This is a genomic window from Spiribacter sp. 2438, assembly GCF_009676705.1.
In the GTDB taxonomy this organism is placed as follows: Bacteria; Pseudomonadota; Gammaproteobacteria; order Nitrococcales; family Nitrococcaceae; genus Spiribacter.
The window spans coordinates 274,690-289,571 of sequence record NZ_CP046046.1; the positions used below are offsets into that span (position 1 = coordinate 274,690).

Below are 14,882 nucleotides of genomic sequence, written 5' to 3' on the forward strand. Positions count from 1 at the left end.
TCAGACGCCCAGGTAGGCCAGGATGCCCTTGGCGGCTTCCCGTCCTTCCCAGACTGCGGTCACCACCAGATCCGAGCCTCGGACCATGTCGCCACCGGCAAACACATTGGGGTTGTCGGTCTGGAAGGGGTGCTTGCCACCCTTGGCCACCTTGACGCGCTCGCGGGCATCAACGCTGATGCCATGGTCATCGAACCAGTCCGGCGGATTGGGGCGAAAACCGAAAGCGATGATGACACGATCGGCGGGGATGACTTCCTCGCTGTCGGGCACCACCTCGGGCCGGCGCCGGCCCCGCTCGTCCGGGGCGCCCAGGCGGGTTTCCACCACCTTCACACCTTCCACGTGGTCGTCGCCGACGATTTCCACCGGCTGGCGATTGAAGCGGAAATCCACACCTTCTTCGCGGGCGTTGTAGACCTCCCGACGGGAGCCGGGCATGTTCTGCTCGTCGCGGCGATAGGCACAGGTCACGCTGGCGGCGCCCTGGCGCAGGGCGGTGCGGTTGCAGTCCATGGCGGTGTCGCCGCCGCCGAGTACCACCACGCGCTGGCCGTCCATGTCGATGTATTCCGACGGATCCTTTTCGAGGCCCATCAGCCGGTTGATGTTGGACACCAGGTAGGGCAAGGCTTCGTAGACGCCGGGCTTGTCCTCGCCCGGAAAGCCGCCGCGCATATACGTGTAGGTGCCCATGCCCAGGAACACGGCGTCATAGTCGCGCTCCAGTTCCTCGTAGGTGATGTCGGTGCCGACGTCCACCCCCAGACGGAACTCCACGCCCATGTATTCCATGATTTCGCGGCGCTTGGCGATGACTTCCTTTTCGAGCTTGAACGGCGGAATCCCGAAGGTCAGCAGTCCGCCAATCTCCGGGTAGCGATCGAAGACCACCGCTTCGACACCGTTACGCACCAGGATGTCGGCGGCACCGAGCCCGGCCGGTCCGGCGCCGACCACCGCGACCTTGCGGCCGGTGGGGACCACGCCGGTCATGTCCGGTCGCCAGCCCTGCTTGAAGGCCTCGTCGGTGATGTACTTCTCCACGGACCCGATGGTCACCGCACCAAAACCGTCGTTCAGCGTGCAGGCTCCCTCGCAGAGTCGGTCCTGGGGGCAGACCCGGCCGCAGACCTCGGGCAGGGTGTTGGTCTTGTGGGAAAGCTCCGCCGCCTCGAAGAGGTTCCCCTCGGCAATCAGCTTGAGCCAGTTGGGGATGTAGTTGTGGACCGGGCACTTCCATTCGCAATAAGGGTTGCCGCACTCAACGCAGCGATCCGCCTGGGCGGCGGCGTGTTCGCTGCTGAAATCGCCGTAGATTTCGGTGAATTTCTGCACCCGCGCGCCCGCCGATTCCTTGGCGGTGTCCTCCCGGGGGACGTCAATGAACTGAAAGTAATTTCCCATGATGCTCTGCTCAGGCTGCCTGTCGCAGCGTGTTGAGGACTTCATTGATGTCGGCAGCCCGCGGCTTCACTAGCCAGAAACAGCCGACGTAGTCCCGGAAGTTGTCGAGAATCTCCTGACCCCAGGCCGACCCGGTTTCGTCCACGAACTCACCGATGGTGGCCCGCAGGAACTCCCGATGGGCGGTCATGGGCTCGGTCTGGATACGGCGGATGTCCACCAGCTCGTGGTTGTACCGATCCACAAACCGGTTCTCCAGATCCAGCACGAAGGCCAGTCCGCCGGTCATGCCGGCTCCGAAGTTGAGCCCGGTGGACCCCAGCACGCAGACCACGCCATCGGTCATGTACTCGCAGCCGTGATCGCCCACACCTTCCACCACCGCGTAGGCGCCGGAGTTGCGCACCGCAAACCGCTCGCCAGCGGTGCCCGCGGCGAAAAGTTTGCCGCCGGTGGCGCCATACAGGCAGGTGTTGCCGATGATGGTTGTGTCCTGACTGCGGAACTGACTACCGCGGGGCGGCCGGATCACCAGCTTGCCGCCGGCCATGCCCTTGCCCACATAGTCATTGGCATCACCATCGAGCGTCATTTCCAGACCGCCGGCGTTCCAGACACCAAAACTCTGGCCGGCGCTGCCGGTGAGGTTGACCCGGATCGGCGATCCGCTCATGCCCAGGTTGCCGTGGCGGACCGCGATCTCGCCGGACAGACGGGCGCCAATGGAGCGGTCGTTGTTGCGTACCCGGTAGTGATACTCCCCGCCGCTGGCCGCCTCGATGGCCGGCAGGGCGTCACGCACCATCTGCTCGGCCAGTTCGCCCCGATCGAAGGGCACATTGCTGGGGGTCATGCAGTGGGTCGGCAGGCTCTGATCCAGCCCCCCGTCCGACAGGATCGGGCTGAGGTCCAGACGCCGCTGACGGTCGGTCTCCGGCTCGCGGGGCTGCAGCAGATCGATGCGCCCGATCAGCTCTTCCAGCGAGCGCACGCCCAGCCGTGACAGCCACTCCCGGGTTTCCATGGCGACGAAGGTGAAGTAATTGGCCACCCGCTCCGGCGTGCCAATGAAGTGCTTCATGCGCAGGACTTTTTCCTGGGTGGCGACGCCGGTGGGGCAGTTGTTGAGATGGCAGACCCGCAGATACTTGCAGCCCATGGCCACCATGGGCGCCGTTCCGAAGCCGAAGCTTTCGGCCCCGAGAATGGCCGCCTTGATGACGTCCAGACCGGTCTTCAGGCCCCCGTCCGTCTGCAGGCGAATCTTGTCCCGCAGATCGTTGGCCCGAAGGGTCTGGTGCGCCTCGGTCAGCCCCAGCTCCCATGGGCTGCCGGCGTACTTCACTGAGGTCAGCGGGCTGGCGCCGGTGCCGCCGTCATAGCCGGAAATCGTAATGAGATCGGCATAGGCCTTGGCAACCCCCGCAGCGACGGTGCCGACCCCGGGTTCAGCCACCAGCTTCACGGAAACCAGCGCATCCGGATTGACCTGCTTGAGGTCGTAGATCAGCTGCGCCAGATCCTCAATGGAGTAGATGTCGTGATGGGGTGGCGGCGAAATCAGCGCCACGCCGGGCTTGGAATAGCGCAGCCGGGCGATCATCGGATTGACCTTGTGCCCCGGCAGCTGCCCCCCTTCACCGGGCTTGGCCCCCTGAGCCACCTTGATCTGCAGCACCTCGGCGTTTCGCAGGTAATGGGGCGTGACACCAAAACGGCCGGACGCCACCTGCTTGATCCGGGAGCTTCGCTCGTTGCCGAAGCGATGCTCATCCTCGCCGCCCTCGCCCGAATTGGACCGAGCTCCCAGACGATTCATGGCGATGGCCAGCGCCTCATGGGCCTCCGGCGACAGTGCTCCAAGCGACATGCCCGCGGAGTCAAACCGCTTGAGGATGTCCTCAACGGGTTCGACTTCTTCGAGCGGAATGGCCTCGGTCTCGCGGACCTGCAGCAAGTCCCGCAGAGCCGCCACGGGCCGGGTGTTCACCGCCTCGGCAAACACCTGGTAGCGATCGTAATCGCCGGTGTAGGCCGCCTCCTGAAGCGAGGCCACCACATCCGGGTTATAAGCGTGGTACTCGCCGCCGTGGACGTATTTCAGCAGACCACCCTGGGTCAGCGGCTCACTGCGCCGCCAGGCCCGCTCGTGCAGGGCGCGCTGGTCTGACTCCAGGTCGCTGAAGTTGGCGCCCTGGATCCGCGAGGTGGTACCGGTGAAACAAAGATCCACGATTTCGTCGTGGAAACCGACGATTTCGTAGAGCTGGGCACCCCGGTAGCTGGTGATGGTGGAAATGCCCATCTTCGAGAGGATTTTGTAGAGCCCCTTGTTCAGGCCCTTGCGGTAGTTGCGCAGCAGATCGCTGATCTCGGCGCCCTTGATCTCGCCAGTGCGCAGCTGGTCCTGGACCACGTCGTAGGCGAGATACGGATACACCGCGGTGGCGCCATAGCCGATCAGCACCGCGCACTCGTGGCTGTTGCGGGCGGTCCCGGTCTCCACCACCAGGTTGGCGTCACAGCGCAGGCCGGTGCGCACCAGGTGGTGGTGGACGGCGCCGATGGCCAGTAGGGCGTGAACCGGGATGCGCTCCCGGGAAAGGTCTCGATCGGAGAGAACCAGCAGGGTCTTGCCCTGACGCACGGCTTCCGCCGCCTCTTCCCGAACTCCTTCCACGGCCGAGCGCAGATCGCCATCCGCCGGATAACTGAGGTCGATTCGATGGACGGCGTCGTCCGCCTCATGCTCGGCAACCAGCCCGAGGAACTTGCCATCCGAAAGGATCGGGGAGTCCAGAACCAGCCGTCGTGCGTGGTCCTCGACTTCTTCAAAAATGTTCTTCTCGGGGCCGAACACCGTTTCCAGCGACATGACGATCTGCTCGCGAAGCGGGTCGATGGCCGGGTTGGTGACCTGAGCGAATTGCTGACGGAAATAGTCGTAAAGCGGACGCACCTGCTGCGAGAGCACCGGCATGGGCGTGTCATCGCCCATGGAACCCACCGCTTCCTGGCCCCCCTGAGCGAGGGCCCGGGTGACGATATCCCGCTCTTCGAAGCTGACCCCGAACTGCTTCTGGTAGATATCCAGTGTGTGAGGCTCCACCGGCTCGCGGGTGCTGTTGGGGCCCAGCATGGACGGGACCTCGCGGGCGTTATCACTCAGCCAGCGCTTGTACGGGGCCCGGTTCTTGAGACGCTCGTCGATGGTTTCCGGCAGCAGCAGTTCGCCAGTGAGGGTGTCCGCGGCCAGCATTTCACCCGGACGCAACCGACCCTTTTCGACCACGTCGTCGGGCTCGTAGTCCCAGACACCCACCTCGGAGGCCAGGGTGATGTGACGGTCCCGGGTGATGACCCACCGCGCCGGCCGCAGCCCGTTACGGTCCAGCGCACAGGCGGCGTGACGGCCATCGGTGAGCACGATCCCCGCCGGACCGTCCCAGGGCTCGATGTGCTGGGAATGGAATTCGTAGAAGGCCCGCAGGTCCGGGTCCATGGTCTCGACGTTCTGCCAGGCCGGCGGAATCAGTAGCCGCAGGGCCCGGAAGATGTCCATGCCGCCGGTGATGAGCACGTCCAGCATGTTGTCGAGGCTGGAGGAATCCGAGCCGGTGAGATTGACCAGCGGCTGGATTGCTTCGATGTCCGGCAGCAGCGGCGTGCGGAACTGATAGGCACGGGCGATCGCCCAGTTGCGGTTGCCCTGAATAGTGTTGATCTCACCGTTGTGGGCGAGATAACGGAACGGCTGGGCGAGCCGCCACTGGGGCAGCGTGTTGGTGGAGAAGCGCTGATGGAAGACCGCCAGCGACGTGGCCAGCCGCTCGTCCTGTAGGTCCTGATAGAACACCGGCAGGTTCTCCGGCATCACCAACCCTTTGTAGGAGAGCACCCGTCCGGACAGGCTGGGCACGTAAAACTCGTCATCCTGGCCATCCAGCGCTTTTTCGGCCCGGCGCCGTGCCATGAACAGCCGGCGCTCGAATTCCGGCTCTTCCATGCCCGCCGGGGCGTTGACAAAGACCTGCTCCACATGGGGAAGCGTCGCCAGGGCCTGGGCGCCACAGGCGGACGGGTCGACGGGCACCACCCGCCAGCCCGCTGCCGGCACTTCGTAGTGCTCCAGCGCCTCTTCCAGCGCCCGGCGGGCCCGGTTGGCGGGTTCTTCCTCACGGGACAGGAAGACACAGCCTGCGGCAAAGTGATCCGCCAGCGGAATATCCAGATCCGCAGCCGCGGCTCGCAGAAACTCCACCGGCGGTTTGATGAGCAGTCCGCAGCCGTCGCCGCTTTTGCCATCGGCAGCGACCGCGCCGCGATGGGTGAGGCGGGCCAGAGCGGAAATGGCGGTCTGAAGCAGCCAGTGGCTGGGCTGGCCGTCCATGTGGGCAATCAGGCCAAAGCCACAGTTGTCCCGCTCGAACTCGGGGCGGTACAGCGTTGGACCAGTAAACGGAAGTGCCTTCACGCGAGCTGCCTCTCTGTTGGTTGCAGGGAGCGGTGCATAAGTCTCCAGGCCGCCTCGCGGCGCTGGACTCTCCCCGTCTTTGTGCTGGATTAGCGGGCTTCAGGCCGAGGCCCGACCGCGCCCCATGTCTATGGGCAAATGGCCAACCAATATAGCGATCATGGGCTTTTCAGGCAACTTCAGGTGAGCCGGCCGGGGTTGGTCAGGCGCTCGTGCTCGTCAATGGCAAACCGGTCGGTCATGCCGGCGACATAGTCCGCCACGACACGAGCGCGGCCCCGCGGGCCACGTTCCGCCTCACGGGTTTCGGCGGCTTGGCGGAATTGGGGAGGCAGTAGCTGGATGTCTTCAAAAAAAGCGCCGAAAAGGGACTCCACCACCCGCTTTGCCTTGGTGGTCATGCGATGCACCCGGTGATGCCGGTAGAGGTTCTCGTGGAGGTAGGCCTTCAGAGTCCGGTGACGCTGCTGCATGGCGGGACTGAACCCGATCAGCGGCGATTTGAGGGCACGAACCGCATCCGGATCGGTGGGCGAATGGTTCTGAATGGCCGTTTCGCTGAAGCGGATCAGATCCTGGACCTGATCGGCAATAAGATCCCGAACAATGCGATAGACCAGGCGCCGCCCGCCCAGCTGCGGATAGCGTTGCACCGCCGCCCGGCGCAACTCGTGAATCCACTCCACCTCGGCCAGTTGATCCAGGCTGATCAGGCCGGCCCGCAGGCCGTCGTCCACATCATGGCTGTTATAGGCGATCTCGTCGGCGATGTTGGTGAGCTGGGCTTCCAGCGAGGGCTGGGTGCCCTCCAGAAAACGGCGTCCGACTTCCCCCAGGCGCTCGGCCTGGCTGGCGGGGCAGCGCTTGACCAGCCCTTCCCGGGTTTCGAAACTCAGATTGAGTCCGTCGAAGTCCGGATAACGTCCCTCTAATAGGTCGACCACGCGCAGGGACTGCAGGTTGTGCTCGAAACCGCCCCAGGGCTGCATGCAGGCATCCAGCGCCTCCTGGCCGGCGTGCCCGAACGGGGTGTGGCCCAGGTCATGGGCGAGGGCAATGGCTTCGGTGAGGTCTTCGTTGAGCCCCATGGCCCGGGCGATGGTGCGGGCGATCTGGGCGACTTCGAGGCTATGGGTCAGCCGGGTGCGAAACAGGTCACCCTCGTGATTGACGAATACCTGGGTTTTGTATTCCAGCCGCCGGAACGCCGCACTGTGGATGATTCGGTCCCGGTCCCGCTGGAAGGCATTGCGCAGATCGGCGCCGGATTCGGGATAGCGCCGTCCGCGGCTGAGGGATGGGCGGGACGCCCACGCCGCCAGGCCCGGCGTGTCGGTCTTCGCATCAACCACCGGTGTAGGCCTCGAGGGTTTCAGTGAGGGCCGCTTCGGTGTAGCCGTCGGTGACCACGGCGTTGCCGATGCCCTGCATGAGCACCAGACGCAGGGTTCCGTCCCGGTTTTTCTTGTCCCGGGCCATGAACTCCCGGAACCGCTGCGGGCCGATGTCAGCGGGTGGCCGTAGCGGCAGCCCTACCCGCCGGATCAGATCCTCCGCCCGAGCCTGCTCCGCTGGGCTGATCCAGCCGAGTCGACGGGACAGGTCGGCGGCCATGCACAGGCCGGCGCCGATGGCTTCGCCGTGGAGCCAGGTGCCGTAGCCGGCAGCGGCTTCAATGGCGTGGCCGAAGCTGTGGCCCAGGTTCAGTAGCGCCCGCTGCCCGGACTCCCGTTCATCGGCGGCGACAATGGCCGCCTTGTTGCGGCAGGAGCGCTGAATGACGGTGCCAATGGCGTCGCTGCGCCGGGCCATGACATCGTCCAGATGGGTCTCCAGCCACTCCAGGAAAGCCGGGTCGCCCAGCAGCGCGTATTTGACCACCTCGGCCATGCCGGCCCGCAGCTCCCGGTCGGGCAGCGTATCCAGCACCGCCAGATCGGCGATCACCGCCCGGGGCTGATGAAAGGCGCCGATCATGTTCTTGCCGCGGGGGTGATTGACGCCAGTCTTGCCGCCCACCGAGGAGTCCACCATGGCCAGCAGAGTGGTGGGCACCTGAATGAACGCGACGCCGCGCTGATAGGTGGCCGCGGCGAAACCGGCGATGTCGCCGATGACTCCGCCGCCGAGGGCGATGATCTGGCAATCCCGCCCGAAGCCCCGCACCAGCAGCTCGTCAAACACCGGCAGCAGCGACTCGAGCTTTTTTTCCTGCTCGCCGTCCGGCAGGTTGACCACCGCCAAGTCCCGGTCCTGGAAGCCGGCCAGCAGGGGTTTAAGGTACAGCGGCGCCACGGTTTCATTGCTGATCACCAGGATCTGGCGGGCGGTGATATGGCTCGCCAGCAGCCTGTTATCGTTGAGCAGGTCCCGGCCGATGGCGATGGGGTAGCGGCGCTCGCCGAGCTCCACCTGTACGGTTTCGATCGCCTCAGTCATGGCGAACGCTCTCCCTGTGTCGAATGCGGTCGGCAAGCTCAGCGGCCAACCGATCGGGGCTCCCATCTTCGGTGTCCACGCCGAGATCGGCAACCGACTCATACAGCGGACCGCGTTCCGCGAGCAGTGCGCGCAGACGGGCTTCGGGGTCGGCATGCTGCAGCATGGGGCGGTCACTGCCGCGGGTTCGGTTCAACTGGGTGGGAATACTGGCCCGCAAATAGATGACGAATCCCCGGCCACCGAGATAGCGTCGAGTGTCCGCGTCCAGAATGGCGCCTCCACCGGTGGCGAGGACGGTCTTCTGCCGTTCGGTGAGTTCGGCCAGCAGATTGGCCTCGCGTCGCCGGAAGCCGCTTTCTCCCTCGATGTCGAAAATTCGGGGAATGTCCACGCCGGTGCGGGCTTCAAGTTCACTGTCCACGTCGATGAAGTCAAAACCCAGGCGACGGGCTAGCCGCCGGCCAATGGTGGTTTTGCCAGCCCCCATGGGGCCAATCAGAAATACACGCTCAATTCGACTCATGGCCGAAATTCTAGCGCGTTCAGGCCGGTTTCCGGGGCTTCGATGATTCGGGGGGTGACGAAGACCAGCAGTTCGCTGCGGTCATCCACCCGAATGCGCCGCTCGAACAGCCCACCCATGACCGGGATGTCCGCCAGCAGCGGCACACGCCGGTATCCCTCGCGGCGGGTCTGCTCGAACACACCCCCCAGGACCACGGTTTCGCCGTCCGCCACTAACACATTGGTCCGGACCGCCTGGGTGTTGATGGCAGGGCCTTCCGGGGTTTCCTCACCGCGGCTGTCCTGATTGACCGCCAGTTCCAGCTGCACATGGTCATCCGGGGTGATGCGCGGTGTCACCACCAGGCCGAGCACGGCCTCACGAAAGGTGATGCTGGTGGCGCCGCTGGACGTGGCCTGTTCGAAAGGGATCTGCACGCCCTGTTTGATTTCCGCCTGCTGGTTACTGGCGGTGACCACCCGGGGGCTGGAGACGATTTCGCCACGATTTTCGCTTTCCATGGCCGAGAGCTCCAGCTCCAGCAGATAGCTCCCCACCTTGCCGATGGCAACACCGGCGGCACCAGCGGCATTGCCCGTGGGCAGGTCCACCAGCAGGCCATCGCGCCCCAGGCTGCCGCCCGCGGACACGGAACTGCCTCCCACGGAGCCTTCTCCAGCGAGGCCGAACTGCACGCCGATTTCGTCGCTGAAGTCCTCGCTGGCGATGACGATCCGGGCCTCGATCAGGACCTGGCGAACCGGGACATCCAGCCGCTCCACCATCATCCGCGCCCGGCGGATTTCCTCCGGCGTACCGCGGACCACCAGGGTGTTGGTGCGCTCGTCCACCCGCGCTTCCGGGGCGTCCAGCAGCGGGGCCAGCCGAGCGGCGTCCGCGTATTTCACGGCGATGAAATGCATGGTCCTTTCTGCGACCTCGGAAGGCGCCTCGTCGGCCCCGTCGACGACGGTGTCATCGCCCCTGGTCAGCGGCTGATCGGTGAGGGCATCCACGTGGTCCAACAGCTCTTCCAGGGACATGTCACGGACATCGATGCGAACCGAATCGGATAGTGCCGGGCTGCTCATGGACAGGACAGCCAGCGCGCACAGCAGGCAGGGCAACCGGGTCAGGCTACGCATGAATCAGTCGCGTTTCTCGCGGTGGGTGGTGACCAGCGGCAGTCGTATGGGGGGTTCGCCGCTGACATCATCGGCGAACTGCAGGTAGAGGGCGTCCGGCATGATCTGCTTGATCCGAAAACGCTGGTGATGGAGCGGCGGCGCCAGCTCATCGCCGGCCCGGACCGGGTAGACCGACTGCTCGAGTCCTCGCAGCAGGGCCCAGCGCGCTTCACGGGTCTCAATTCGCCCCAGATAGGTCGGCAGCCCGCGATCGCGCCGGAAAGGGTCCAGTCGAAGGCTCGCTGGCAGCGCCGGCGGCACCGGCCTGTCCGCGGCGGCCATCGGCGGGACCGCCTGATGGGCCAGTTCCGGCCCGTGCTCCTGCCAGACCGCGTCCAGGGAGAGCTCCAGTCGCAGTCCCTCGAGCCGGGCCTCCGACGTGGCCTGAGTGAACTCCAGGCGGCCGAGATGGAGAAAGCGGGCCTCCTGGCTCAGGGCTGTCAGGAAAGCCAGCAGGCCCGGCCAGGCTCCCCGCAGACCCACGGTCACGGACTGGCGTTGATGATTTGCCAATGAGAGGGCCTCGCCGGGCTGAAAGCGTTCCAGGGTCAGGTCATGCCGGTCAGCGGCGGCTGACAAGCTGGCCAGCAGCCCGGCCAGGTCGTTTGTCGCGGGCAGCCGCGAGTAGGATTGACGCACCTCGGTGGCGAGGCCTTCGACCACGCCCTCCAGCTCGGCGCGGACCGTGATCCGCGCCTGTTGTTGCCGGACTTCCGCCTCGAGGGCCACGGCGGCGCTTCGGCCTGTTTCCAGGGCCTCCATGGCGGGTCGCAGCATCATCCAGGCCCCTGCCAGCATGCCAAGCGTCAGCGAGCCGGCCAGCGCCAGGCAGAATCGGCCCCGCCGGTTCGGGGGATCGGGCAACGCCAGGCCAGCCATTGGTTCAGGGTTCCTCCCCGTGCCGGGAATTCAGGCGGACGCCGATCCGGAAGTGCTGCCGACCCTGGCGGTTTTGCGTCGGCACCAGATTCTCCAGGCGGGCTTGGTCGAACGCCGGCCGCGACTCCAGCTGATCCAGGTACCGCGCGAGGGTGGCGGGCGACGGGCTGGTGCCCGTCAACTGCAGGCGGGAAGCGTCCCCGGTGAGCCGCTGCAGCACCGTTCCCTCCGGCAGCTCGGCCAGCAGATCCGTCAGAGTGTCCATGGGGTCGGGGCGCTCGGCGTTCAGGGACTCGAGAACGTCCAGGCGCTGCTGATACGCGGCCATGCGATCTTCCAGCTGCCGAATGGTCTCCAGTTCTTCCCGGATCTGGTCGGCCTGTGCCTGGAGTTGCTGATGGTGCTGGCTGGCCGCCTGGGTGCGATGCTCGATGGCCTTAGCCCCCGCGGCGCTGACCGCGATGCCGATCACGAAGGCACCGACCAGCTGCCGGCTGAACCGCCGACGCCGGGAGCGAGCAGCCTGTTGCCGCCAGGGCAGCAGATTAACGCCAGTGGGCATGCGGATCTCCTGCGTGGAGGGCAAGCCCGATGGCCACCGCCAGCCGTCGGTATCGGCCTGCCAGCGCCGCCGTCTGCAGATGCGGCGGGACTTCCAGGCCTGTCAGGGTTTTCAGATCAACCGGCATGGCGTCCAGGCTTTTCATCAGGTCATTGCCATCTCGGCCAATATCTCCGCCCATCAGCCAGACGTGGTCCGGCTGTCGCGCGTCGGGGCTCCCCTCGTAGCGATCGAGCGCCCGCTCGGCCACGTCTGCCGGATCGCTGTCCGGCTCCATTGGCTGATTCTGTGCATGCATCGGCTCGCCCTGATCAAAAACATGCAGCCCGATGCGCCGGTGACCCACGTCGATCACCGCTTCCACGTTGCCCGAGTTAGCGGATGGCGATGCCGCGCCGGTCAATGCCAGGGTCCGTGCCATGGCGCGATCTTCAACATCCACCACATCGCAGCGGATCCGGGCCCGACGCAATGCCGCCCGTCGGGCCTCGACCACTTCACGCCGGCAAGCCACCAACAACAGATCAAGGCGGCTGGAGTCCTCCGGGGACGGTCCCAGGGCGCGAAAGTCGTAATGCAGTTCATCCGGTGGCTGATGCAGCTGATCTTCCAGGGACAGAGCGACGTGAGCGGCGAGGGCACCATCCTTCAGGTGAGCGGGTACGCTGATCCGGCGGGCGATGGCCTCAGCGGTGGGAATAGCGGCGGCGACCACGGCAGGTCGGCGCCGGAGACGCCTGGCCGCGGTGCGCAGGGCGACGCGCGTTCGGGTGTTTCGGTCCGCTCCATCGTCGAGGTCGACCACCGCATAATTCAGGAGCCGGATCGGCGTGCGGCTCAGGTCGAGTGCCACGGCCTTGACGCTGGCGCTGCCGATATCGATACCCACGGCAGCGCCGGCTTGCCGGCCAATTCCGGGGAGCTGGCCACGGAACTTTAATGCGCCGGTGGTAAACTGACTGAAGATGGCCACCGGGTAACCAGACCGTTTTATGTCTCGCATCCTCAAGCGCTCCCTGCAGCTTCTGGCTGGCCTTTCGGCCCTGGCACTCAGCGCCGCCGGTGTTCTGGTGGCGGCTTACATGGTGCTGGCACCCGGCCTCCCGTCCGTGGAGCAGGTGCGCAATGTGCAATTGCAGGTGCCTCTGCGGGTCTACACGGCGGAAGGCAAACTGATCGATGAATTCGGCGAGCGGTGGCGCACTCCGGTGCAGCTTGATGACGTTCCCGACACGCTGATTCAGGCGTTTCTGGCCGCCGAGGATCGCCGCTTCAGGCAGCATCCGGGAGTAGATTATCAAGGGCTGATGCGGGCGGTCTGGTACCTGGTTCGCACCGGTGAAATCGGTCCGGGTGGCAGCACGATTACCATGCAACTCGCCCGCAATCTGTTCCTGACCCGGGAGCAGACTTACATCCGCAAGATCCGCGAAATTTTCCTGGCACTGCGCATCGAGCGCGAACTCGACAAGGACACCATCCTCGAGCTGTATCTGAACAAAATATTCCTCGGGCAACGGGCTTATGGGGTGCAGGCGGCAGCCGAGGTTTATTACGGGCGGTCGCTCAGTGATCTCACCCTGGCGGAGCAGGCCATGATTGCCGGCCTGCCCAAGGCGCCCTCAACATGGAATCCCATTGCCAGCCAGCCCAGTGCGCTGCAGCGCCGGGCCTACGTGCTCGGGCGGATGCGGGCCGAGGGTTTCATCGACGAAGCCCGGTACCAGGAGGCCATGGAGGCGCCAGTCACCGCCCGCCGTCATCGCCGTGACCGGGAGGTCTCGGCCCCTTACGTCGCCGAAATGGCCCGGCAATGGGCGGTTGATCGCTACGGCGCCGAGCAGGCCTACACCGGGGGTTATCGAGTATTCACGACCATTTCCGCGGAACGCCAGGCACACGCCAGGGCCGCGGTGCGGCGAGGGCTGCACGCTTACGACGAGCGGCACGGTTACCGAGGGCCGCTGGATAACCTCGAGCCCGTGGACGCCGAGGTGGACGAAACCCCGCTTTTCGAGCGTCTGGCGGCCTACCCCCGTCCGGGCGGGTTGCAGACCGGGCGTGTTCAATCCGTCGATGAGCGCTCGGTGGAGGTTTTCACCGCCGAGGGCGAGGTCGTCACCATCCCCTGGGGCGGGCTGTCCTGGGCTCGGCCTCACCTCGGTCGCAATGCCCTGGGCCGCAATCCGGACGTGGCCGGTGACATTCTCACCGAGGGCGATGTCATCCATCTGCGCCAGACCGACAGCGAATGGCGTCTCGCCCAGGTCCCCGAGCCCCAGGCCGCGCTGATATCGCTGGCGCCGGAGGATGGGCGCATGGAGGCCGTCATCGGGGGCTATGACTTCGCCGACAGCCGTTTCAATCGGGCCACCCAGGCCCGCCGCCAGCCGGGGTCGGCGTTCAAGCCACTGGTCTATTCCGCGGCGCTTGAGGCCGGGATGACGCCGGCCACTTTGATTAACGACGCGCCGGTGGTGTTTTCCGACGCGGCCCTGGAGAGTGTCTGGCGGCCGGAGAACTACAGCGGCCGCGTATTCGGGCCCACCCGACTTCGGGAGTCGCTGATTCATTCCCGCAATCTGGTGTCCATTCGGGTGTTGAGAGAGATCGGCGTGGGTCGTGCCATCGATCACATGAAACGTTACGGTCTGTCCGAGGAAGCCCTGCCCGCCAACCTCTCGCTGGCGCTGGGGTCCGGGAGCCTGACGCCACTGGAGCTCGCCAGGGCCTATGCCGTGTTTGCCAACGGCGGCTATCTGGTGGAGCCGTATTTCATTGACCGTGTGGAGCAGACGGGGAAGCCGGTTTACGAGGCCTACCCGACCCGGGCCGCCGATCCCGGGGACATGCCGCCCGCCGCGGCATCAGAGGCCGGACCGCTGCGCCCGGCGGCGCGCCCGGCGGAACGAATCATCAGTGAGCGCGACGCCTGGCAGATGCGATCCATGCTCGAGGACGTGGTGACAAGTGGAACGGCTCGATCCGCCCGGCGTCTGGGGCGCTCGGATCTGGCCGGCAAAACCGGCACCACCAACGAGCAGATCGATGCCTGGTTCGCCGGATTCAACTCCGCACTGGTGACCAGTGCCTGGGTGGGATTTGACGAGCTTGAGACTCTGGGGCAATTCGAAACCGGCAGCCGGGCTGCGCTGCCCATCTGGACCGATTTCATGGGTCGGGCCCTCAGTGGTGTCCCCGAGGCGCAACCCAGCCGGCCGGATGGCCTGGTGACGGTTCGCATTGACCCGGAGACCGGCAATCTCACCGGCAGTCATGACACCAGCGCCATTTTCGAAACATTCCGCGAGGAGTACCTGCCGGCCGGGTCCACGGGCAATGGCAGCGGTGATGAATCCGACAACGCCCGCGGCAGCGACGGACAGCCGATCTTCTAAAAGCAGAGCAGCACAGCATGGCAAGGGG

Annotated in this window: 10 protein-coding genes; 1 reads left to right on the forward strand and 9 read right to left on the reverse strand. The window is 65.6% G+C overall.

What is annotated here, in order from left to right; genetic code table 11:
• The 9 genes from GJ672_RS01375 to pilM all read right to left on the reverse strand — a co-directional run bounded on the left by GJ672_RS01375 (nt 1) and on the right by pilM (nt 12,459).
• On the reverse strand, nt 1–1,407 hold the full coding sequence (locus GJ672_RS01375; RefSeq protein WP_154295530.1) for an FAD-dependent oxidoreductase: 1,407 nt from the start codon (nt 1,405–1,407) through the stop codon (nt 1–3).
• A 10-nt stretch (nt 1,408–1,417) separates the two neighbouring features.
• Nucleotides 1,418–5,881 (reverse strand): glutamate synthase large subunit, encoded by a 4,464-nt coding sequence (gene gltB / locus GJ672_RS01380; RefSeq protein ID WP_154295531.1) that lies wholly within the window; start codon nt 5,879–5,881, stop codon nt 1,418–1,420.
• A 179-nt stretch (nt 5,882–6,060) separates the two neighbouring features.
• The gene (locus GJ672_RS01385; RefSeq protein ID WP_154295532.1) at nt 6,061–7,233 is read right to left on the reverse strand and encodes a deoxyguanosinetriphosphate triphosphohydrolase; all 1,173 of its coding nucleotides are present in this window, start codon (nt 7,231–7,233) and stop codon (nt 6,061–6,063) included.
• On the reverse strand, nt 7,226–8,320 hold the full coding sequence (gene aroB / locus GJ672_RS01390; protein WP_154295533.1) for a 3-dehydroquinate synthase: 1,095 nt from the start codon (nt 8,318–8,320) through the stop codon (nt 7,226–7,228). Before aroB ends, GJ672_RS01385 begins: the two co-directional genes overlap by 8 nt.
• Entirely contained in the window at nt 8,313–8,846 is a 534-nt protein-coding gene (locus GJ672_RS01395; protein WP_154295534.1) for a shikimate kinase, read from the reverse strand. Before GJ672_RS01395 ends, aroB begins: the two co-directional genes overlap by 8 nt.
• On the reverse strand, nt 8,843–9,973 hold the full coding sequence (pilQ, locus tag GJ672_RS01400) for a type IV pilus secretin PilQ (protein WP_154295535.1): 1,131 nt from the start codon (nt 9,971–9,973) through the stop codon (nt 8,843–8,845). Before pilQ ends, GJ672_RS01395 begins: the two co-directional genes overlap by 4 nt.
• 3 nt (nt 9,974–9,976) lie before the next feature.
• Nucleotides 9,977–10,894, reverse strand: a complete 918-nt coding sequence (gene pilO / locus GJ672_RS01405) for a type 4a pilus biogenesis protein PilO (protein WP_154295536.1) — start codon at nt 10,892–10,894, stop codon at nt 9,977–9,979.
• Nucleotides 10,895–10,898: 4 nt separating this feature from the next.
• Entirely contained in the window at nt 10,899–11,456 is a 558-nt protein-coding gene (locus tag GJ672_RS01410; protein WP_154295537.1) for a PilN domain-containing protein, read from the reverse strand.
• On the reverse strand, nt 11,440–12,459 hold the full coding sequence (gene pilM / locus GJ672_RS01415) for a type IV pilus biogenesis protein PilM (protein ID WP_154295538.1): 1,020 nt from the start codon (nt 12,457–12,459) through the stop codon (nt 11,440–11,442). The genes GJ672_RS01410 and pilM overlap by 17 nt, the downstream gene beginning before the upstream one ends.
• Here pilM and GJ672_RS01420 point away from each other — a divergent pair.
• Nucleotides 12,449–14,854 carry a penicillin-binding protein 1A gene (locus GJ672_RS01420; protein ID WP_154295539.1) on the forward strand — a complete coding sequence of 802 codons (2,406 nt, stop codon included), beginning with the start codon at nt 12,449–12,451 and terminating at the stop codon, nt 14,852–14,854. The genes pilM and GJ672_RS01420 overlap by 11 nt on opposite strands.
• The last annotated feature ends 28 nt before the right edge of the window (nt 14,855–14,882 follow it).

Excerpts from the sequence above, each read along its gene's own strand:
- pilM (WP_154295538.1), bottom strand. The coding sequence starts at position 12,459 with ATGCGAGACATAAAACGGTCTGGTTACCCGGTGGCCATCTTCAGTCAG.
- GJ672_RS01395 (WP_154295534.1), bottom strand. The coding sequence starts at position 8,846 with ATGAGTCGAATTGAGCGTGTATTTCTGATTGGCCCCATGGGGGCTGGC.
- GJ672_RS01410 (WP_154295537.1), bottom strand. The coding sequence starts at position 11,456 with ATGCCCACTGGCGTTAATCTGCTGCCCTGGCGGCAACAGGCTGCTCGC.
- GJ672_RS01420 (WP_154295539.1), top strand. The coding sequence starts at position 12,449 with ATGTCTCGCATCCTCAAGCGCTCCCTGCAGCTTCTGGCTGGCCTTTCG.
- GJ672_RS01375 (WP_154295530.1), bottom strand. The coding sequence starts at position 1,407 with ATGGGAAATTACTTTCAGTTCATTGACGTCCCCCGGGAGGACACCGCC.
- pilO (WP_154295536.1), bottom strand. The coding sequence starts at position 10,894 with ATGGCTGGCCTGGCGTTGCCCGATCCCCCGAACCGGCGGGGCCGATTC.
- pilQ (WP_154295535.1), bottom strand. The coding sequence starts at position 9,973 with ATGCGTAGCCTGACCCGGTTGCCCTGCCTGCTGTGCGCGCTGGCTGTC.
- aroB (WP_154295533.1), bottom strand. The coding sequence starts at position 8,320 with ATGACTGAGGCGATCGAAACCGTACAGGTGGAGCTCGGCGAGCGCCGC.